General features: G+C 72.6%; 17 protein-coding genes and 1 tRNA gene. 10 read left to right on the top strand and 8 right to left on the bottom strand.

The window, feature by feature from the left end:
• Nucleotides 1-85 precede the first annotated feature (85 nt).
• The 3 genes from ABD52_RS20780 (at nt 86) to ABD52_RS20770 (ending at nt 5,523) form a co-directional block, all read left to right on the top strand.
• Entirely contained in the window at nt 86-1,618 is a 1,533-nt protein-coding gene (locus ABD52_RS20780) for an acyl-CoA carboxylase subunit beta (protein ID WP_047892903.1), read from the top strand.
• Nucleotides 1,619-1,736: 118 nt separating this feature from the next.
• Nucleotides 1,737-2,885, top strand: coding sequence for an acyl-CoA dehydrogenase family protein (locus ABD52_RS20775; protein WP_047892902.1), 1,149 nt, complete (start codon nt 1,737-1,739; stop codon nt 2,883-2,885).
• 100 nt (nt 2,886-2,985) lie between these two features.
• Complete coding sequence (locus tag ABD52_RS20770) at nt 2,986-5,523, top strand: helix-turn-helix domain-containing protein (RefSeq protein WP_047892901.1); 2,538 nt, start codon at nt 2,986-2,988, stop codon at nt 5,521-5,523.
• A 280-nt stretch (nt 5,524-5,803) separates the two neighbouring features.
• Here the strand turns inward: ABD52_RS20770 and ABD52_RS20765 are convergent, their stop codons facing one another.
• Nucleotides 5,804-6,295 carry a MarR family winged helix-turn-helix transcriptional regulator gene (locus ABD52_RS20765; protein WP_013283290.1) on the bottom strand — a complete coding sequence of 164 codons (492 nt, stop codon included), beginning with the start codon at nt 6,293-6,295 and terminating at the stop codon, nt 5,804-5,806.
• A gap of 101 nt (nt 6,296-6,396) precedes the next feature.
• On the opposite strand from ABD52_RS20765, the gene ABD52_RS20760 reads away from it, so the two are divergent.
• Both ABD52_RS20760 and ABD52_RS20755 read left to right on the top strand, forming a co-directional pair.
• Nucleotides 6,397-6,978 (top strand): YceI family protein, encoded by a 582-nt coding sequence (locus ABD52_RS20760; protein WP_013283291.1) that lies wholly within the window; start codon nt 6,397-6,399, stop codon nt 6,976-6,978.
• A 253-nt stretch (nt 6,979-7,231) separates the two neighbouring features.
• Nucleotides 7,232-8,710, top strand: coding sequence for a hypothetical protein (locus ABD52_RS20755; protein ID WP_013283292.1), 1,479 nt, complete (start codon nt 7,232-7,234; stop codon nt 8,708-8,710).
• A 124-nt stretch (nt 8,711-8,834) separates the two neighbouring features.
• Here ABD52_RS20755 and ABD52_RS20750 read toward each other — a convergent pair whose 3' ends face one another.
• Nucleotides 8,835-10,208, bottom strand: coding sequence for a hypothetical protein (locus ABD52_RS20750; protein WP_047892900.1), 1,374 nt, complete (start codon nt 10,206-10,208; stop codon nt 8,835-8,837).
• Nucleotides 10,209-10,311: 103 nt separating this feature from the next.
• Between ABD52_RS20750 and ABD52_RS20745 the strand changes: the two genes are divergently transcribed.
• Together ABD52_RS20745 and ABD52_RS20740 are read left to right on the top strand one after the other, a co-directional pair.
• A complete protein-coding gene (locus tag ABD52_RS20745; protein ID WP_235437510.1) occupies nt 10,312-10,983 on the top strand; it encodes a PASTA domain-containing protein in 672 nt (223 codons plus the stop codon).
• Between the two features lie 97 nt (nt 10,984-11,080).
• Nucleotides 11,081-11,935, top strand: coding sequence for a PASTA domain-containing protein (locus ABD52_RS20740; RefSeq protein WP_082171347.1), 855 nt, complete (start codon nt 11,081-11,083; stop codon nt 11,933-11,935).
• A gap of 3 nt (nt 11,936-11,938) precedes the next feature.
• Here the strand turns inward: ABD52_RS20740 and ABD52_RS20735 are convergent, their stop codons facing one another.
• Both ABD52_RS20735 and ABD52_RS20730 read right to left on the bottom strand, forming a co-directional pair.
• The gene (locus ABD52_RS20735; RefSeq protein ID WP_047892898.1) at nt 11,939-12,406 is read right to left on the bottom strand and encodes a hypothetical protein; all 468 of its coding nucleotides are present in this window, start codon (nt 12,404-12,406) and stop codon (nt 11,939-11,941) included.
• 98 nt (nt 12,407-12,504) lie between these two features.
• Complete coding sequence (locus ABD52_RS20730) at nt 12,505-12,792, bottom strand: hypothetical protein (RefSeq protein ID WP_013283297.1); 288 nt, start codon at nt 12,790-12,792, stop codon at nt 12,505-12,507.
• Between the two features lie 627 nt (nt 12,793-13,419).
• Between ABD52_RS20730 and ABD52_RS20725 the strand changes: the two genes are divergently transcribed.
• The 3 genes from ABD52_RS20725 (at nt 13,420) to ABD52_RS20715 (ending at nt 15,040) form a co-directional block, all read left to right on the top strand.
• Entirely contained in the window at nt 13,420-14,301 is an 882-nt protein-coding gene (locus ABD52_RS20725) for a helix-turn-helix transcriptional regulator (protein ID WP_013283298.1), read from the top strand.
• Nucleotides 14,271-14,492, top strand: coding sequence for a DUF397 domain-containing protein (locus tag ABD52_RS20720; protein WP_013283299.1), 222 nt, complete (start codon nt 14,271-14,273; stop codon nt 14,490-14,492). Before ABD52_RS20725 ends, ABD52_RS20720 begins: the two co-directional genes overlap by 31 nt.
• Nucleotides 14,493-14,641: 149 nt before the next feature.
• Complete coding sequence (locus ABD52_RS20715) at nt 14,642-15,040, top strand: hypothetical protein (RefSeq protein ID WP_013283300.1); 399 nt, start codon at nt 14,642-14,644, stop codon at nt 15,038-15,040.
• Here ABD52_RS20715 and ABD52_RS20710 read toward each other — a convergent pair.
• From ABD52_RS20710 to ABD52_RS20695, 4 genes are all read right to left on the bottom strand, one after another.
• Nucleotides 15,008-15,610: a hypothetical protein gene (locus tag ABD52_RS20710; RefSeq protein ID WP_013283301.1), complete on the bottom strand. Its 603-nt coding sequence runs from the start codon at nt 15,608-15,610 to the stop codon at nt 15,008-15,010. The two genes, ABD52_RS20715 and ABD52_RS20710, sit on opposite strands and share 33 nt — an antisense overlap.
• Before the next feature lie 86 nt (nt 15,611-15,696).
• On the bottom strand, nt 15,697-16,503 hold the full coding sequence (locus ABD52_RS20705; protein WP_030269638.1) for a WecB/TagA/CpsF family glycosyltransferase: 807 nt from the start codon (nt 16,501-16,503) through the stop codon (nt 15,697-15,699).
• The gene (locus tag ABD52_RS20700; protein WP_047892897.1) at nt 16,500-17,609 is read right to left on the bottom strand and encodes an NAD-dependent epimerase/dehydratase family protein; all 1,110 of its coding nucleotides are present in this window, start codon (nt 17,607-17,609) and stop codon (nt 16,500-16,502) included. The genes ABD52_RS20705 and ABD52_RS20700 overlap by 4 nt, the downstream gene beginning before the upstream one ends.
• Nucleotides 17,610-17,680: 71 nt before the next feature.
• Nucleotides 17,681-17,766 (bottom strand) — tRNA-Leu (locus ABD52_RS20695).
• Between the last annotated feature and the right edge of the window lie 96 nt (nt 17,767-17,862).

Below are 17,862 nucleotides of genomic sequence, written 5' to 3'. Positions count from 1 at the left end.
GCCGGGGATGGTGCGGGTGGGGTAGCCTAACGATCGTTCAGGTCGGTGGGCGCCCTGTGCGGGGGCCGTGGCAACGGGAGTCGGCGTGACGCTCGACGGTGAAGCTCTGGAGCAGCTACGCAAGCGCGCCCGCGCCGGCGGTGCGGACAAGTACCACGCGGCAAACGCCGCGAAGGGGAAGCTGTTCGCCCGCGAGCGTGTGGCGTACCTGGTCGACGAGGGCTCCTTCGTCGAGGACGGGCTCTACGCCAACGCGATGGCCGACGGGCTGCCCGCCGACGGCGTGGTCACCGGCACCGCGACGATCGACGGCCGCCAGGTCTGCCTGATGGCCAACGACTCCACGGTCAAGGCCGGCAGCTGGGGTGCGCGTACCGTCGAGAAGATCATCCGGATCATCGAGCGGGCCTACGCGACCGGCGTCCCGATGGTCTACCTGGTCGACTCGGCCGGCGCCCGGATCACCGACCAGGTCGACCTGTTCCCGGGCCGGCGCGGCGCCGGCAAGATCTTCTGGAACCAGGTCCGCGCCTCCGGCTCGATCCCGCAGGTCTGCGCGCTGTTCGGGCCGAGCGCGGCGGGCGGGGCGTACATCCCGGCGTTCTGCGACGTGGTCGCCATGGTGGACGGCAACGCCAGCATGTACCTCGGCTCCGACCGGATGGTCGAGATGGTCACCGGCGAGAAGACCACGCTGGAGGCGATGGGCGGCGCCAAGGTGCACTGCGCCGAGTCCGGCGTGGGGCACTTCCTCTGCAAGACCGAGAACGACGCGCTCGACGTGGTGCGGACGTACCTGTCCTACCTGCCGTCGAACTGGAAGCAGGACCCGCCGGCGGCCGAGGCGGTGGCCGCGCCGGAGAAGGCCGACCTGGCCGCGCTGGTCCCGGCCAGCGAGCGGCAGGCGTTCGACATGCGCCGGTACGTCAAGGGCCTGCTCGACTCCGGCAGCTTCTTCGAGATCCAGGCGCTGTGGGCCAAGGAGCTGACCATCGGGTTCGGCCGGCTCAACGGCGAGGTCGTCGGCGTGGTCGGCAACAACTCGATGTTCAAGGGCGGCGTGCTCTTCGTCGACTCGGCCGACAAGGCGACCCGGTTCGTGCAGCTCTGCGACGCGTTCAACGTGCCGCTGCTGTTCCTCAGCGACGTGCCCGGGTTCATGGTCGGCAGCGCGGTGGAAAGGCAGGGGATCATTAGGCACGGTGCGAAAATGATCACGGCGATCTCCGAGGCGACCGTACCCAAGATCTGTGTGGTGGTCCGCAAGGCGTACGGCGCGGGTCTCTACGCGATGGCCGGTCCCGGCTTCGAGCCGGACGCCACGATCGCGCTGCCCACCGCGAAGATCGCGGTGATGGGCGCGGAGGCCGCCGTCAACGCGGTCTACGCCAACAAGATCGCCGCCATCTCCGACGAGGCCGAGCGGGCCGCGTTCGTGGCCGCGAAGCGCGAGGAGTACGAGCGCGACATCGACGTGGTCCGCCTCGCCAGCGAGCTGGTGGTGGACGCGATCGTCGAGCCGCACGAGCTGCGCGCCGAGCTGGTACGCCGGTTCACCGCCGCGCGCGGCAAGGAGCGGCACTTCTCCCGGCGCCGGCACGGCGTCACCCCCGTCTGACCCGGTAAGGAAGGGCCCCCTCTTAACGCCTGGTGCATGTAAAGGGGCCCCTCCTAACGCTTCAGCCGCTCCCGGCGTCACGAGCGCCCGGCGGCCCGCCCTTTCCAGGAGGATCGACATGGACTTCCGGCTCGACGAGGAGCAGCAGGCGCTGCGGGAGAGCGTCCGGGAATTCGCCCGCGAGGTGGTCGCGCCCACCATCGCCGAGCACTACGAGCAGCACACCTTCCCGTACGAGATCGTCCGTCAGATGGGCAAGATGGGCCTGTTCGGGCTGCCCTTCGCGGAGGAGCACGGCGGCATGGGCGGCGACTACTTCGCGCTCTGCCTGGCGCTGGAGGAGCTGGCCCGGGTGGACTCCAGCGTGGCCATCACGCTGGAGGCGGCGGTGTCGCTCGGCGCGATGCCGATCTACCGCTTCGGCACCGAGGAGCAGAAGACGCAGTGGCTGCCGAAGCTGCTCAGCGGTGAGGCGCTGGCCGGGTTCGGGCTCACCGAGCCGGGCACCGGGTCGGACGCGGGCGGCACCCGGACGCGCGCGGTCCTGGACGGCGACGAGTGGGTCATCAACGGCTCGAAGGCGTTCATCACCAACTCCGGCACCGACATCACCGCGCTGGTCACAGTCACCGCCGTCACCGGTACGAGGCCGGACGGCGGCAAGGAGCTGTCCACGATCATCGTGCCGTCGGGTACGCCCGGCTTCACCGTCGCGCCCGGCTACTCGAAGGTCGGCTGGAATGCGTCGGACACCCACGAGCTGACGTTCGACGACTGCCGGGTGCCGGCGGCCAACCTGCTCGGGGAGCGCGGCCGGGGCTTCGCGCAGTTCCTGCGCATCCTGGACGAGGGCCGGATCGCCATCGCGGCGCTCGCCGTCGGCCTGGCCCAGGGCTGCGTGGACGAGTCGATCAAGTACGCGAAGGAGCGCCAGGCGTTCGGCCAGCCGATCGGCAACTACCAGGCCATCCAGTTCAAGATCGCGGACATGGAGATGAAGGCGCACACGGCCCGGCTGGCCTACTACGACGCGGCCGCCCGGATGCTCGCCGGCGAGCCGTTCAAGCGCCAGGCGGCCATCGCCAAGCTGCACGCCTCCACAGTCGCTGTGGACAACGCCCGCGAGGCGACGCAGATCCACGGCGGGTACGGCTTCATGAACGAGTACCCGGTGGCCCGCTTCTGGCGCGACTCCAAGATCCTGGAGATCGGCGAGGGCACCAGCGAGGTGCAGCGCATGATCATCGCGCGCGATCTCGGCATGTGAGGACGCCCGGAACCGCGCCCTGTCGGATATCGGCAGTGGACGGTCGGGTGGTTGACGATGGGCTGTGGAGCGTCGGAGTCCATCCGTAATCTTCGTGCCCATGACTCCGGATCATGACCGTGCGCGGGGCCCAGGCGGTCGTACCGGTCTGGCCGACCTGCTGCGCGGGCACCGGCTCGCCGTCGGCCTGACCCAGGCCGAGCTGGCGGGCCGGGCCGGCGTGGGCGTACGGACGGTCCGCGATCTGGAACGGGGGCGGGCCACCCGCCCCCAGCGCACCACAGTCGACCTGCTGGCCGACGCGCTCGGCCTGAGCGGTGACGAGCGGCGGGAGTTCGTCGACACCGCCCGGCCCGCGGCATCCCGCCTCCCCGCAGCCGGTGCCGCCGCCGACGATCCGCCGGTGGCGCTGCCCCAGCCCGTACCGCTGCTCGGCCGGGAACGGGACGTGGCGGAGGTGTCCGGGCTGCTCGACGCGTACCCGGTGGTGAGCCTCGTGGGGCTCGCCGGGGTGGGCAAGACGGCGCTGGCCGTCACCGTCGCGCACGCGGTGGCGGCCCGCCACCCGGCGGGCGTGGCCGGGGTGCTCGTGGGCGAGGGCTCGGACGCCGCCGACGTGCTCGCCGCGTCGGCGTCGATGTTCGGCGTGAACCGGCTGGCCGACCTGTCCTGCCGGATCGGCGACCGGCGGGCGCTGCTGCTCGTCGACGCCGTCGACCGGGCGCCGGAGCCGGTGGCCGAGGCGCTCCGCGTCCTGACCGCCGCCGTGCCGACGCTGCGGGTGCTGGTGACCGGCCGCCGCCCGGTCGGCCTGGCCGGCGAGATGGTCCGACCGGTCGCGCCGCTTGACGTACCGCCGGCCGGCACCGAAACCGCCGACCGGGCCGACCTGGACCGCTGGCCGGCGGCGGCGCTGTTCGCCGCCCGCTTCGCCCAGGCCCGCCGGGAACCACCGACCCCGGCCGAGTTGCCGGCGCTCGCCGCGCTCGTGCGCCGGCTCGGCGGACTGCCGCTCGCCATCGAGCTGATGGCGGCACGGGGACGCATTCTCGACGTCACCGAGCTGCTCGACCGCTACGGCGACCGCGTCCTGGACCTGACCGGCGTACGCCCCGGCTGGGAGCCCGCCGACCCGTCCGCCGGCACTGTGACGCTGCGCGACGCCGTGGCGACCAGCTATCACCTGCTCGCCAACGCCGACCGGGCGGCGCTGCGGCGGCTGTCCGCGTTCCGTAACCGCTGGTCGGTCGAGCTGGCCGAGGATCTGCTCGCCGACGGCGGCCGGCGGTGGGACGCCGCGCCGATGCTGGACCGGCTGCGCGAGCTGGGCCTGCTGAGTGTCAGGGGCACCGGCCCGTTCCGGTTCCGTCTGCTGGACGCGGTCCGTGACTTCGCCGCGGAACAGGCCGACCTGGAGGGCGAGACCGCCCGGATCCGGATGCGGCACGCCGCGGTGATCGCCGGTCTGGTCCACCGCACCGCGCCGGGGCTGGTGGGCGCACAGATGTCCGGCGCGGTGCACGTGCTCGACGAGGCGACGAGCGACATCACCGCCGCGCTGGCGTACGCCGCCGAGCACGCGCCGGAGACCGCGCTCCTGCTCGCCGCCTCACTGCCCCGATGGTGGCGGCTGCGCGGGCGGGACGTGTCCGGCCGGCGCCGGCTGCGGCGGCTGCTCGCCGATCCGCGTACCGCTGGTGCCCGGCCCACGCTGCGGGCCTGGGCCATGCTCGGCGCGGCCCGGCTCGCCGCCGAGCACGGCGCGGGCGCGGAGGAACTCCCGGCGGCCCGGGCCGCCCTGGTCGTCTTCGCCGAGGCGGGAGACGTGACCGGCGAACTGTCCGCCCGGTCCGTGCTCTGCGCGCTGCTGCTCGGGCTCGGCGCGCACGACGAGGCCCGCGAGCAGGCCGAGGCCGCACTGGCCTCGGCCACCCGGCACCACCGGGTACGCGAGATGGCCGTCGCCCAGGCGCACCTGACCTGGCACGACGTACGCGAAGGTCGGCTGGCCGGTGCCCGGCGGCGGCTGGCGACTGTCGACCGCCTGGCGGCACAGTGCGGTGACCAGCGCCTGCGTGTGCTGGCGCGTGCCGATCAGGCCGAGCTGACCCGCCTGGAGGGCCGATACGCCGAGGCGGTCGAGCAGGGTCGCCGGGTGGCGGCCGCGCTCGCGGAGCTGGGTGATCCCGGGCGGCGGCGCCGGACGGTCGGCGCGGTCGGGCTGGCGCTCGCCCACGCCGGGCGCACCGACGAGGCGCTGGCCACGATCGCCGAGCTGTGGCCGTCGGGAGTGGTGCCGGGCCGGCGCCGTCCACCGGCCGTGGAGATGCTCGATCCGCCGGGCCCGGGTGGGGACGCGCGCACCGAGGACGCGCTGCGCGGGTTGATCGAGGGGCACGTGGCGCTGCACCGGGGAGACCGGGAGCTGGCGGCGGAGTGGTTCGCCGCGGCTGCCGACGCGGCCGAGGGTGTCGCCGACCGGCGGGATCTGGTCGAGGCGCTGGTGGGGCTGGCGGTCAGCACCGCTGATCCGGCCGTGCTGGATCGGCTGGACGCGGCACGACAGGTCACCGGCGTCAGCCTGCTGCCGCAGGAGGAGGAGTTGCTGTTCTCCCTGACGGCCCGACGGGGGCGATGAGCGTCTTGTCGTCACCCCGGTGGGTCGCGGTGGCCGCACTGCGCGTCGGCCGGCACGGGAGGGGCGGAGGGCGCGGGGGTGGCGCGAGCGAAGTAGCCCCCTGGTACTGCCCCTCGCTCCACGCTCGCGCCAGCACCCCCCGGTGCCCCCCGCTGCCGGAAGACTACCGAGGTCGGACGACCGATTCGCGAATATGTGGACCGCTTTGTCCGGCCGTTCGGGCGGTTCTGCCGGTCATTCTGCCGGTGACCGGCAGGTAGTGCCCGCAGGTCGCGGACCGTCAGGCGGCGTCCTCGACCGGCTCGGTGCTGCCGGCGGTGGCACCCGGATGGACCGCGTCGCGTACCCGGCGCAGCCCGTCCAGCAGCCCGTCGAGCTGCGCCGGGTCGAGCTGGCTGGTGAACCACTGCTCGATGATCCGCAGATGGCCGGGAAGGACGTCGTCCAGCCGGCTGAGCCCGGCGGTGGTCACCACCGCGAAGGAACTGCGCCGGTCGGACGGGCAGGCACGCCGGCAGATCAGCCCGTCCCGCTCCATCCGGTCGACCACGCGGGTCACGCCGCTGGTGGAGAGCGAGGTCTGCGCGGCCAGGTCGGTCATCCGCAGCTGGTTGTTGGGTGAGCGGGCGAGCCGGGTCAGCACCTCGAACTCGACCGGGGAGAGGCCGTGCTCCTCGAACTGGGCGGCGAACCGGGCGGCGAGCCCGGCGTGCGCCTCGACGAGCAGGCCGACGGCGGTGATCCGGGGGTCGTCGAACACGTTCTGGTCCACGCCACCATCCTAGCAACACTTGACACGGGGAATATTGTCTCAACTATAGTTGTTCAGTCAGTCGTTGGGCTCCTAAACATTCTTCTCCGGAGGAGAGCATCATGACCAGCAGCACCGAGGCGACTACCCGCGACTGGGAGGGTCTCACCATCCCCACCCCCGGCACCTACGTGCTGGACGCCGCGCACAAGCGTGTCGGCTTCGTCGCGCGGCACATGATGGTCAGCAAGGTACGCGGTGAGTTCGCGGACGCCACCGCCACCATCACCGTCACCGACGACCCGATGCAGTCCTCGGTCACCGCCAGCATCCAGGCGGCCAGCATCAACACCGCCCAGGCGGACCGCGACGCGCACCTGCGCAGCCCGGAGTTCCTCGACGCGGAGCAGTTCCCGACGCTGGAGTTCCGCAGCACCGAGGTGAAGTCCCGCGAGGGCAACGAGTTCGTGCTCGTCGGCGAGCTGACCATCAAGGGCGTGACCCGTCAGGTCGAGCTCGAGGTGGAGTTCGAGGGCGTCGGCCGCAGCCCGTTCGGGCAGGACATCTTCGGCTTCTCCGCCTCCACCGAGATCGACCGGGAGGACTTCGGTCTGACCTGGAACGTGGCGCTGGAGACCGGTGGCGTCCTGGTCGGCCGCAAGGTCAAGATCGAGATCGAGGGTGAGGCCATCCGCCAGGGCTGAGCCCGGCACAGGCCCGCAGGGCCCGCACCGTCCCCGACGGTGCGGGCCCTTCTCGCGTACGCCCCGGCGGTGCGAATCGTCACGTGAAGTTCTCTGCACTGACGCGCTGGTGACGGCGGTGACGGGGTACAGGTGCAGACCTGTCGCCCGTCCAGCCGGGTGGCGGGGCGGGCGCACTTACGCCCACCACGTGAATGGTTCACAATGCGTTGCGGAACGGTACGGTTCCGTCGCACCGGCGCCGGGAGGACACATGGGCAGAGACGTCGAGCAGGGCGCCTTCTCCCGCGAGGATCGGGTCCGCTACCGGCAGAAGGTCCGGCGGTGCCTGGACGTGTTCGCGCTGATGCTCGACGACTTCGGCTTCGACGCCGACCGCCCGATGACCGGGCTGGAGATCGAGCTGAACCTGATCGACGCGGCCGCCGAACCGGCCATGCGCAACGACCAGATCCTCGCCGACATCGCCGACCCGCTGTTCCAGACCGAGCTGGGGCAGTTCAACCTCGAACTGAACGCCTCGCCCCGGCTGATCGAGGGCAGCGGCTTCGCCGACTACGAGCAGGACCTGCGCAGCAGTCTCAGCCGCGCCGACGAGCGGGCCGCCAAGTCCGATGCGACGATCATGATGGTCGGCATCCTGCCCACGCTCACCGAACGCCACCTGGTCGCCGACAACCTCTCCACCAACGAGCGGTACCGCGTCCTCAACGACCAGATCGTCGGCGCCCGCGGCGAGGACATCGAGCTGGACATCAACGGCGTCGAGCGGCTGCGTACGCACACCGACTCGATCGCGCCGGAGGCCGCCTGCACCAGCCTCCAGTTCCACCTCCAGGTCGCGCCGGACAGCTTCGCCGACTACTGGAACGCCTCCCAGGCCATCGCAGGCGTGCAGGTCGCCGTCGGTGCCAACTCGCCGTTCCTCTACGGCCGGCAGCTCTGGGCGGAGACCCGGATCGCGCTGTTCCAGCAGGCCACCGACACCCGCCCGGACGAGCTGAAGGCCCAGGGCGTACGGCCCCGGGTGTGGTTCGGCGAACGCTGGATCACCTCGATCTTCGACCTGTTCGAGGAGAACGTCCGCTACTTCCCGCCGCTGCTGCCCATCTGCGAGGAGGAGGACCCGGTCGAGGTGCTGCACGCCGGTGGCGTGCCCACGCTCGGTGAGCTGCGGCTGCACAACGGCACCGTCTACCGCTGGAACCGGCCGGTCTACGACATCATGAACGACCGCCCGCACCTGCGGGTGGAGAACCGGGTGCTGCCCGCCGGCCCGACAGTGGTGGACATGCTCGCCAACGCGGCGTTCTACTTCGGGCTGGCCCGCGGCCTCGCCGAGTCGGACCGTCCGATCTGGAGCCAGTTGACGTTCAGCTCGGCGGAGGAGAACTTCCACGCCGCCGCCCGGCGCGGCATCGAGGCGGTCCTGCACTGGCCCCGGCTCGGGGACGTGCCGGTCACCACGCTCGTACTCGACACGCTGCTGCCGGTGGCCGCGCAGGGGCTGGACCGGTTCGGCGTCGCCCCGGCCGAGCGGGACCGCCTGCTCGGCGTGATCGAGGGCCGCTGCCGTACCGGCCGCAACGGTGCGGTCTGGCAGACCGAGACGGTGTGGGCGGCCGAGCGGAGCCGGGGCCTGGACCGGGAGGCCGCGCTGCACCACATGGTCCAGCGGTACGCCGAGCTCCAGCGCGGCAACGAACCCGTCCACACCTGGCCCGTCGACTGAGCCACACCCCGCCCCGCCGCCTCGCTCCGTCGATCTTGCACTCGTGGCCCTCACAAAACTCCCTTTCGGGACATTCGAGGGACCACAACTGCAAGATCGACGAGCCGGGGCGGTGTGGGGCGGCTCAGCGGCGTCGGCGGGGGGTGCTCTCGGCGGGCGGGGGTGGGTCGGCCTGGTCGGGCGAGCCAGCCGGGGATGCGGAGTCGCCCTGCGTCGTGCTTTGCGGGCTCGTTTCGTCGGCGTTCGCGCCCTTGTCGCGAGGGCCTGCGGGGGCGGCCTGCTCGGATGCGTCGGGCTGTCGCTGCGGTGGCACGGCGCGTCCACGGCGGCCGGTGGTGGACCGGGTGGCACGACCCCGCTCGGTCTCCGTCCGACCGGAGGCTGCGCCTGGTTCGCCCTCCGCCATCCCGTCCCCTGACGAACCGGCCAACGGGTCCGGCGCCGACCTGGACGACCTGCCGGACGCCGACGTGCCCGACGCCGACCCGGTCGGCCGGGTCGCGTCGTCTGGGGTCGGCTCTCCGCCCGGCTCGGCCGTGTTCTCGCCGGTCGACGCGGGCTCCCCGTCGACGGGGTCCGGCTCGCCGGTGCGCTGGTGGGGAACTGTCACCCGCTCGGCGCTCCGGCGCTCGGCGCGCTGAGCCAGCGCGGCCATCACCATCGAGCCGCCGACGCCGGCGATCACCGCGTACGGGGCGATCAGGTGGGCCGACAACTGTTCCGCCGCGATCCCGGCCAGGCGCGGCACGGCAAGCAGGTACGCCAGCGCGACGAGCAGCGGTCCGGCCGCCCCGGAGGCCGCCGCGCCGACCCGGATCTCCGGTGCGCGGGCGGCTCGGCGGGCCGCCACCAGGCCGATCACCAGGGCGGAGAGCACCGACAGCAGCGCACCGGGCCAGTAGAAGTAGTCGCGGATCCAGAACGCGCCACGGTCCGCGCTGATCTGCCAGATGCCGAGCTGGGCGGTGGTCAGGCCACGGCCGGCGATCACCCCGTCGACCACCGACACCACGGCGAGCAGCCAGAGCCAGCCGGTGGTGGCGATCAGGTTGGTGGCGGCGGCGCGGGTGTGCAGCGCCCAGACGGCGAGCAGTACGCCGAGCACCAGCCCCGCGCCCGCGTACGCGGCGGCGACCGCCTGCGGCGAGGAGACGTCCGGCACCCGGGCCGCCCGCGCGGGTACCGCCACCAGCAGGACGGTGACGATCGCGCCGACACCCGCGGCGAGCGCCAGGCCGAGCCGGGGCAGCGTGCCCGGCGACTCGTCGTCGCCACCACGCAGGCGCTGGGCGCAGACCGCACCGACGATGACCGATGTCGCCGCGATCCAGGTCGCCCAGGCGAGGCTCGCCACCCAGGCCGCCTCGGCCCGTACCGCGCCGTCCGGCACCCAGTTGATGATGCCCAGCCCGTACCCGAAACCGAGCTGCGCGGCACCCGCGCCGGCGGCGACGCCGAGCGCGGCGGCTGTCGATCCTCCCCAGCCCCGTCTGACCATGCCGGGGAGCGTAACGTCCCGTGGTCGGCGCGGCGAGTCGTAACGACGGGCCGTGACCGTCAGTGAGCAACGGATACGGTTGTCGATGATCGGGGCGGGGAGCATGACGGACGAGCGGCAACCGGCAGGCGACGGCAGCGGACCGGGGCGAGGCAGGCTGCTCCTCGGCGGTGGTGTGGCAGTGGCCCTGCTGGCCGTGATCGGCGCCAGCGTCGGGTGGATCCTTGCCGGTGAGCCGGAGCGCTCGGCCGCGCCCGGCGACTCCGCACCGCCCGCCGCCGCGTCCACATCGGCCTCCGCGACCACGGCGCCGCCGGCCACCGCCGCCCAACCATCCGGTACGCGCACCAGCGCCCCGGCCGGGCTCACCGTGCCCGAGGTGGTGGGCGCCGACTTCGAGCAGGCCCGCCGGGACCTGCGCGAGCGCCGCCTCGGCTGGCGGCTGGTCTTCGGTACGGGCACCGGACGCACCGTGGAGCGCACCTCACCGGCTCCCGGCACCCCGGTGAAGCGCGGCACCACCGTCACCGTGTGGGTCTCCGGGCCGGCGCCGGCCGTCACCGTGCCCGACGTGGGCACGCTGTCCTGCTCCGACGCGGCCGACGACCTGGTGGAGGCGGGGCTCTATCCCCGGTACGCCACCGGGCGCCAGGGTCCGGTCACGGCACAGGAGCCGGTGGCCGGCGGTACCGCCCGATGGAACGACCAGGTGACGCTCACCTGCGGCGACAAGGCGTCCACGCCGCCGACGGTCTCCCTGCCGCCGACTCCGTGACGAGCGCGGCGCGCTGATCCCAGCCGGTGTCGCCGGGGACCGCTACGGTGGACGATCGAGGGCCGTGCGCCCCGTCCCGGTGGGGAAAGGACGTGCCATGAGCGACGACCGTCAGGAACCACCCGCCGGTGACGCGGACGCGACCCGCGCGCTGCCCCCGGATGCCGACGCGACCCGCGCGATGCCGCGCGACGCGGCCGGGCACGACGCCGACGCCACCCGTGCGATGCCGAGGAACGCCGCCGAGGAGGACGTGGAGGCGACCCGCGCCATGCCGCGGAACGCGGGCGACGCCACCCGTCCGTTGCCCGGCGGACCGGCAGGACAGGGCGGGCCGCGCCGTCCCCTCGACGCGACCACCCCGCAGGAACCGGTGGGCGCCTGGTCCGGCCGGGCCGGGGTGCCGCCACCACGTCCGGCGGGCTATCCCGAGCCCGGCAGCGAGTGGTACGGCGACGAGCAGGCCGGGCGCCGCTGGTGGATGCCGATCCTGCTCGGCATCCTGGCGCTGCTCCTGCTCGGGTTGATCGGGGCGGGGGTGTGGCTGGCGCTGCGTGCCGCCGACCGGAACTCCGATCCGGGCCCGCCGGTGCCGAGCGTCTCGGCACAGACGAGCGCCGCCCCGACGACCGCCGCGCCGACCAGTGCCGCGCCGAGCAGTTCACCGCCGAGTACGCCGGCCACGACCGCCCCGGTGGAGGTGCCGATGCCGCCGCTGGTGGGGCTGCCGGAGGCGGCTGCCCGGGCGGCGCTCGACCGGCTGGACCTGGACTACCGGGTGCAACGGCGGGCGTCGGACCGCCCGGCCGGCACGGTGATCTCCACCGATCCCGAGGCCGGTTACCCGGTGGGCGAGGACGACCGGGTCACGATCGTGGTGGCCGTACCCGCGCCGCCGACGAGCGGGCCGAGCACTCCGGGCTCCGCCCCGGCGACGACCACGACGCCCTGACGATCACCACTGGCGTCTGCGGGTGCCGACCAGGCCCAGCCCGGCCAGCGAGATGGCGAGTCCGAGCAGCCCGGAGTAGAACAGCGACCGGCTGAGGTCGTCGGTGGCGCCGGTCGGCCGCTCGGCGAGCGCGCCCTCGCCGCCACCGGCACCCGCGGCCGGTTCGTCCTCGTCCTCCGCCGGGTCGGCGGCGGCCCAGCCGTCCTCGTCGTCCGACCTGTCGGAGTGGGCGGCATCGGACTCGGCGGCATCGGAGTCGGCCGTGTCGGACTCCGTCCGGCCGTTCTCACCCGCAACGGTGATCTCCGGGGCCGGTACGGGCTCGGCGAGCTGCTGGGTGGCGGAGAAGGCGGGATGACGTACCGCGAGCGCGAGCGCGGTCGCGGTGACGAGGAACAGGAAGAGCCCGAGGGCATAGCCGATACGGGACCGGTGGTGCCGCCGCGCGGCGGGCAAGTTGACCATGACCATCCCAGGTTCAGGGTCCATGGCGCGCGGGGTGGAACGTGCCGGGGTGGGCGTACCGATTCTATGGCGACGGCACGCCCTCCCGACCGGGAATCGTGAGGTCAGCCGACCCGGACCGGGGTCCGGACCGCCGGGCGGCGAGCCGTCCGCACGGTGTGCTGACGCGGAGCCGGCGCGGCTTGGAGCTGCCGCAACCCCTCCTGGAGTACGAAGATCGACCTCCGGTTGACCGCGTCCCCCGCCGCGTTCAACTCGTAGCCGTCGAGCCAGAGCCAACCGTCGTAGGTCGGCCAGTCGAGCACCCGGATCACCCGGAACATGATCGGTCGGAGGAACTGGACACTCGCCGCGCGAGTCACGTGCAGTACGTCACCGGAGCGGGGAAGCACATGGGCTCCTGGGAAGTCGGCCGGCGGGACCGGCGAGGCTGAACGGGGGGTCAGGTGCGGTCCGGTGACGGGGGGTCTGCCTCGTGGACCGGCGGTCGGTGGGTCGGTGCTGGTCGGGCCGTACCCGCGGTGGCGGACCGCCACCCGACCATCACCCGGCTGCTCCCGGTTACCGCTCCCGCCGCCGCAGCCAAGCTGGCGTGCAGCGACGGGGTCTTCATTCCGGGGCAGGTCGCACGGCGCGGGACGGCTCCCCTCCGGCCGTCCCACGGACCGTGTTGTCACCACGCCCGGAGATCAAGCGAAGACGGTGTGTAACCCGCGCCATACGGACAGACTGCATCAGGGACGCGCGACATGCAAGTTGCACGTCGAGTTTTGCTGATAGGTGAGTCGGACACGCAAACGGCGAAACTTGAAGCGTCAGGTATCGGAGCGGCACACTGGACGCCGGTTTCGCCCGTCGCGGCCGGTCGACGACCGGCACCACCCCTGCCGCGAACGCACACCCGCCGCCCGCCGGTCGCGCCCGCGGTGGGAGCCGAACCGGGGCGCGACCGACCGGAGGTAGCCGGGTGACTGTGAAGCGTGGTCCCGCAAGCCGATGGACGGCACCGAGGTGACTCCGTGAGCGAACGGCGCAGCCCGACCATCCGGCGGCGCCGGCTGGGGGCGGAACTCCGCCGGCAGCGGGAGGCGGCGGGCATCACCATCGAAGTCGTCGCCGAGCAGCTGGAGTGCTCGGCCTCCAAGATCTCCCGGATCGAGACCGGCCACACCACGGCGACCCCGCGCGACGTACGCGACATGCTCCGCATCTACGGGGTGGTCGGCGCGGAGAGTGACGAGCTGGTGCAGATCGCCCGGGAGGCGCGGCAGAAGGGCTGGTGGCATCCGTACAGCACGGTGCTCGTCGGCGCGTACGTCGGCTTGGAGGCGGCGGCCAGCTCCATCCGCGCGTACGAGCAGCAGGTGGTGCCGGGTCTGCTGGAGACCGAGGAGTACGCCGGTGCGATGATCCGGGCGGCCCGGCCGGACTTCACCGACGAACAGGTCGACCAACGGGTGCGTGTCCGTCTGGGCCGTCAGTCGTTGTTGACGCAGGACGATCCGGTCGATCTGTGGGTGGTGCTCGATGAGGCGGTGCTGAGCCGGCCGGTTGGCGGCGACGTGGTGATGCGTGGCCAGCTCAAGCGGTTGGTGGAGGTGGCCGAACTGCCGAACGTGACAGTGCAGGTCCTGCCCTTCGAGGTGGGAGCGCACGCCGGCATGGACGGGACCTTCACGATCCTCAGCTTCCCCGAGCCGAGTGATCCCGATGTCGTGTACGCGGAGAACGCCACGGGTGGGCTCTTCCTGGAGAAGAGTGACGAACTGCAGAAGTACAGCTTCATCTTCGATCACATTCGAGCAGCGGCCATGCGCCCGGAGGAGTCCATCGCACACATCGCGAAACTGGCAGAGGAGCCACTGTGGAAATGGCGACCAAGGAGTTCCCCGTGGACCTGACGCAGGCGACGTGGTTCAAGAGCTCGAAGAGCGGGCCGAACTGCGACAACTGCGTCGAGGTCGCGTACGTGACCGGGGCGGTCGGGGTGCGGGACTCGAAGGACAAGACCGGCCCGGCTCTGGTCTTCGCACCGGGCGACTGGCACGCCTTCGTCGCCCGCGCCCGGAACGGCGTGTTCGGCCGGAGCTGACCGGCACCGAGATGTGGTCCCGCCCGGCAGCGTCGCCGGGCGGGACCATTCGCGTCCGCGTGCCCGTGCGGCGGCGGCCACCCGTCGCCAGTTCCGATCCGCCTCGTTGAACCGCACGGATCGGCAACCGAACAAGGCAGGCGAGACGGATGACGACGATCGGTTCAGAGAACCTCACCAGCGGCCCGGGCAAGCCCGAGCGGTTCGGTGGCAAGTACCGGGGTGCCCGCCGGGACACCGTCCTCACCGAGGTGGTCTCCGGTGACGGCGAGGACGCCCGCGAGAGTGGCGTCCCCGAGCAGGCCACGGCGCCGCTGTCCCTGCCGTCGCTGGACCCCAACCCGCTGACCGAGCCGTCCTTCCCGCCGAGCGGCTGGCCGGTCGAGCAGCAGGAGTCCCTGGTGGACCACCCGCTGCTGCGCGGCCTGCTGATGGAGTTGCCCCCGAAGGGCAGCGTGCCCCCGCCCGGCTGGCTGGACCGCTGGTTCGAGGCGACCCGGGCGATCCTGGAACTGCTATACGTGCAGGGCGCGAGCCGGTCGCGCTGACACCGCCTCGGCGGCCGGCATCGCCCGCTCGGCGAGCCGGTTGTGCCGGAGCGCGTGGCGTACTCCGATCGTGCACACGCCGAGCACCCCGACGGTGATCACCGGTCCGGCGACGCCCGGCGCGGTGAACAGGTCGACGCCGATCGCCGGCAGCACCGCCACCAGCACCGCGATCGCCGTCGCCTGGAGCGGCAGCGCGATCAGCGGGTGCGCTGCCGCCGCGCGCAGCCCGTGCGGGGCGGGCGTCTCCGGCGCCGCCGCGAACGCGCCCGCGCCGGACCGCAGCCGCCGGACCCGCCGTACCGTGCAGACCGCCACGACGGCCGCCGGCACCGCGGCGACGCCGAGCGCGGCGGCGGCCCGGTCCACAGTGGTGTCACCGGCGCTCTGCAGGCCCGCGGCGAGGACCGCCGCGGTGAGCGCGAGGCCGGTCAGCACCAGGACGGACAACCATCCGGTACGGCGGCGCAGCGCGCGGGCGCGGTCCAGCCCGGGCAGGCCCTCCGCGACCAGTCCGGCGGCGAGCCAGACGGCGGCGACGGGAAGCAGCAGGGCGAGACGGTCATCCATGGCCCCTAGCCTTGCCCGTTTCGACGTCCGCCGAATCCGGGACGGCACCCCGGTTCGTCCCGTACCCGTGCCCGTAGGGGTACGGCTCAGACGTCGAACGTGGCCGGTCGCCCGGTGGCCGGCGCCGGCGGGGTGGCCTTCCACAGGCCGGTCTTCTGGGCCGCGAGCCGGGCCAGGTAGGCCGGGTTGAGGATGACGTACCTGCGCCACAGGCGCTTGGGCTCCAGGCCGAGCCGCCAGAACCACTCCAGCCCGGCGCGCTGCATCCACGGTGGCGGGTTGCGCAGCAGGCCGGCGTGGTAGTCGAAGGCCGCGCCGACTGCCATCAGCGGCATGTCCAGCAGCGGGCGCATCGCGTACGCGAAGACCTCCTGGCGCGGACAGCCCAGCCCGACCAGGACGAGGCGGGCGCCGCTGGCCCGGATCCGGTCGGCGATCTCGGCGTCCTCGCCCGGCGCGACGGCGCGGAACTTGGACGGCTCGACCCCGGCGACCTTCAGCGCGGGGAACTTGCGCTCCAGCGCCGGGACCAGCCGGGACAGCGTCTCCTCGGTGGAGCCGTAGAGGTAGACGGGCAGCCCTTCCTCGGCGAACCGGGCGAGCACCCGCAGGGTCAGCTCCGGGCCGTAGACGCGGTCGGTGAGCCCGGCGCCGTGCAGCAGGTTGAGTGCCCAGCGCACCGGCTGCCCGTCCGGGGTGACCACGTCGAACGAGTTGAGCCGGGCGTTGTGCGCCGGGTCGAGCACGCCGGTCATCACGCCGTGCACGGCGAGCGCGGTGAGCGCCAGCGGGCGGCGCTCGTGCGCGGCCGCCACCACGGCCTCGGTGGCCCGGGCGTAGTCGGTGGCGTCGACCCCGACGCCGAGCACGTTGCGCTTGGTCCCGGTGGTCATGCCTTCGGCACCCACTTGTCGGCGTTCGCCTCGTAGATCTCGCGGAGGATCATCGGCACGTCGTACGTGATCTTCCAGGAGGGGTAGTGCTCCTCGAACCGGGCCATGCTGCTCACGTACCACTGGTGGTCGCCGGTGCGGGCCTGCTCGACGTAGTTGATCCGGGCCTCGCGGCCGGTGATCTCCCGGGCGATCCGGAACGCCTCGATGTGCGAGGTGTTCGAGTGCCGGCCGCCGCCGAGGTTGTAGACCTGGGCGGAGCGCGGCTCGCGGAAGAACGCCTCGAACGCGGTCAGCACGTCGTGCGAGTGGATCGCGTCCCGGACCATCTTCCCCTTGTAGCCGAAGAGGTTGTACGTCCGGCCCTCCATCACGCACCGCATCAGGTACGCCAGGAAGCCGTGCAGTTCGGCGGCGGAGTGCGCCGGGCCGGTCAGCGTGCCGCCCCGGAAGCAGGCGGTCTTCATGTCGAAGTAGCGGCCGTACTCCTGGACCATCACGTCGGAGGCGACCTTCGAGGCGCCGAAGATCGAGTGCAGCGACTCGTCGATCGACATGTCCTCGGTGATGCCGTCGTACCAGCGGTGGTCCTCGGGCAGCTCGTAGCGGGTCTCCAGCTCGATCAGCGGGAGCGAGTTCGGCCGGTCGCCGTACACCTTGTTCGTCGAACAGTGGATGAACGGCGCGTCGATCGCGTGCCGCCGGGTGTTCTCCAGCACGTTGAGCGTGCCGCCGGCGTTCACGTCGAAGTCGGTGAACGGCTCCTTGGCGGCCCAGTCGTGGCTCGGCTGGGCGGCGCTGTGGATCACCACGGCGATGTCCTTGCCGTACCGCTTGAAGACCTGCTCCAGCCCGTCGCGGTCGCGGATGTCGACGGCGTGGTGGGTGTACGCGGAGCCGAGGTCGGCGGCGAGCCGGTCCAGGCTCCAGGCTGTGGAGCCGTCCTCGCCGAAGAAGTACCGCCGCATGTCGTTGTCGATGCCGACCACGTCGAGACCCAGTCCGGCGAAGTGCCGGGCCGCCTCGGAGCCGATCAGACCGCCGGAACCGGTCACCAACGCGACAGTCACACGCCACTCCTGGTCCGTGGGAGGCAGGGAAACCATCGGAGCATAGCGTGACGTCCGGAACGCCCCGATACGAAGCAAGGGCCCCGCTGTCTGCGGAGCCCTTGTTCTGGTGGGGATGGGGGGAGTTGAACCCCCACGTCCTTTCGGACACACGGACCTGAACCGTGCGCGTCTGCCATTCCGCCACATCCCCGTGGCACGACCCGGAACACCATATCGCATCCCACGCCCGCCATCTGCGGCGGGTGCCGGGACATATTACGCTGTCCACTGGTCACGCCACGAACGA

The sequence above is a fragment of the Micromonospora sp. RV43 genome, from assembly GCF_001029515.1.
GTDB lineage: Bacteria > Actinomycetota > Actinomycetes > Mycobacteriales > Micromonosporaceae > Micromonospora > Micromonospora aurantiaca.
The sequence above is the reverse complement of the archived record's forward strand: the minus strand, read 5'-3'. Positions and strand labels throughout refer to the sequence as shown.

Coding starts and splice junctions, on each gene's coding strand:
- ABD52_RS20755 (WP_013283292.1), top strand. CDS start 7,232: ATGGGCAGAGACGTCGAGCAGGGCGCCTTCTCCCGCGAGGATCGGGTC.
- ABD52_RS20720 (WP_013283299.1), top strand. CDS start 14,271: ATGGCGACCAAGGAGTTCCCCGTGGACCTGACGCAGGCGACGTGGTTC.
- ABD52_RS20735 (WP_047892898.1), bottom strand. CDS start 12,406: ATGGTCATGGTCAACTTGCCCGCCGCGCGGCGGCACCACCGGTCCCGT.
- ABD52_RS20775 (WP_047892902.1), top strand. CDS start 1,737: ATGGACTTCCGGCTCGACGAGGAGCAGCAGGCGCTGCGGGAGAGCGTC.
- ABD52_RS20745 (WP_235437510.1), top strand. CDS start 10,312: ATGACGGACGAGCGGCAACCGGCAGGCGACGGCAGCGGACCGGGGCGA.
- ABD52_RS20700 (WP_047892897.1), bottom strand. CDS start 17,609: ATGGTTTCCCTGCCTCCCACGGACCAGGAGTGGCGTGTGACTGTCGCG.
- ABD52_RS20750 (WP_047892900.1), bottom strand. CDS start 10,208: ATGGTCAGACGGGGCTGGGGAGGATCGACAGCCGCCGCGCTCGGCGTC.
- ABD52_RS20705 (WP_030269638.1), bottom strand. CDS start 16,503: ATGACCACCGGGACCAAGCGCAACGTGCTCGGCGTCGGGGTCGACGCC.
- ABD52_RS20740 (WP_082171347.1), top strand. CDS start 11,081: ATGAGCGACGACCGTCAGGAACCACCCGCCGGTGACGCGGACGCGACC.
- ABD52_RS20715 (WP_013283300.1), top strand. CDS start 14,642: ATGACGACGATCGGTTCAGAGAACCTCACCAGCGGCCCGGGCAAGCCC.
- ABD52_RS20710 (WP_013283301.1), bottom strand. CDS start 15,610: ATGGATGACCGTCTCGCCCTGCTGCTTCCCGTCGCCGCCGTCTGGCTC.
- ABD52_RS20760 (WP_013283291.1), top strand. CDS start 6,397: ATGACCAGCAGCACCGAGGCGACTACCCGCGACTGGGAGGGTCTCACC.
- ABD52_RS20770 (WP_047892901.1), top strand. CDS start 2,986: ATGACTCCGGATCATGACCGTGCGCGGGGCCCAGGCGGTCGTACCGGT.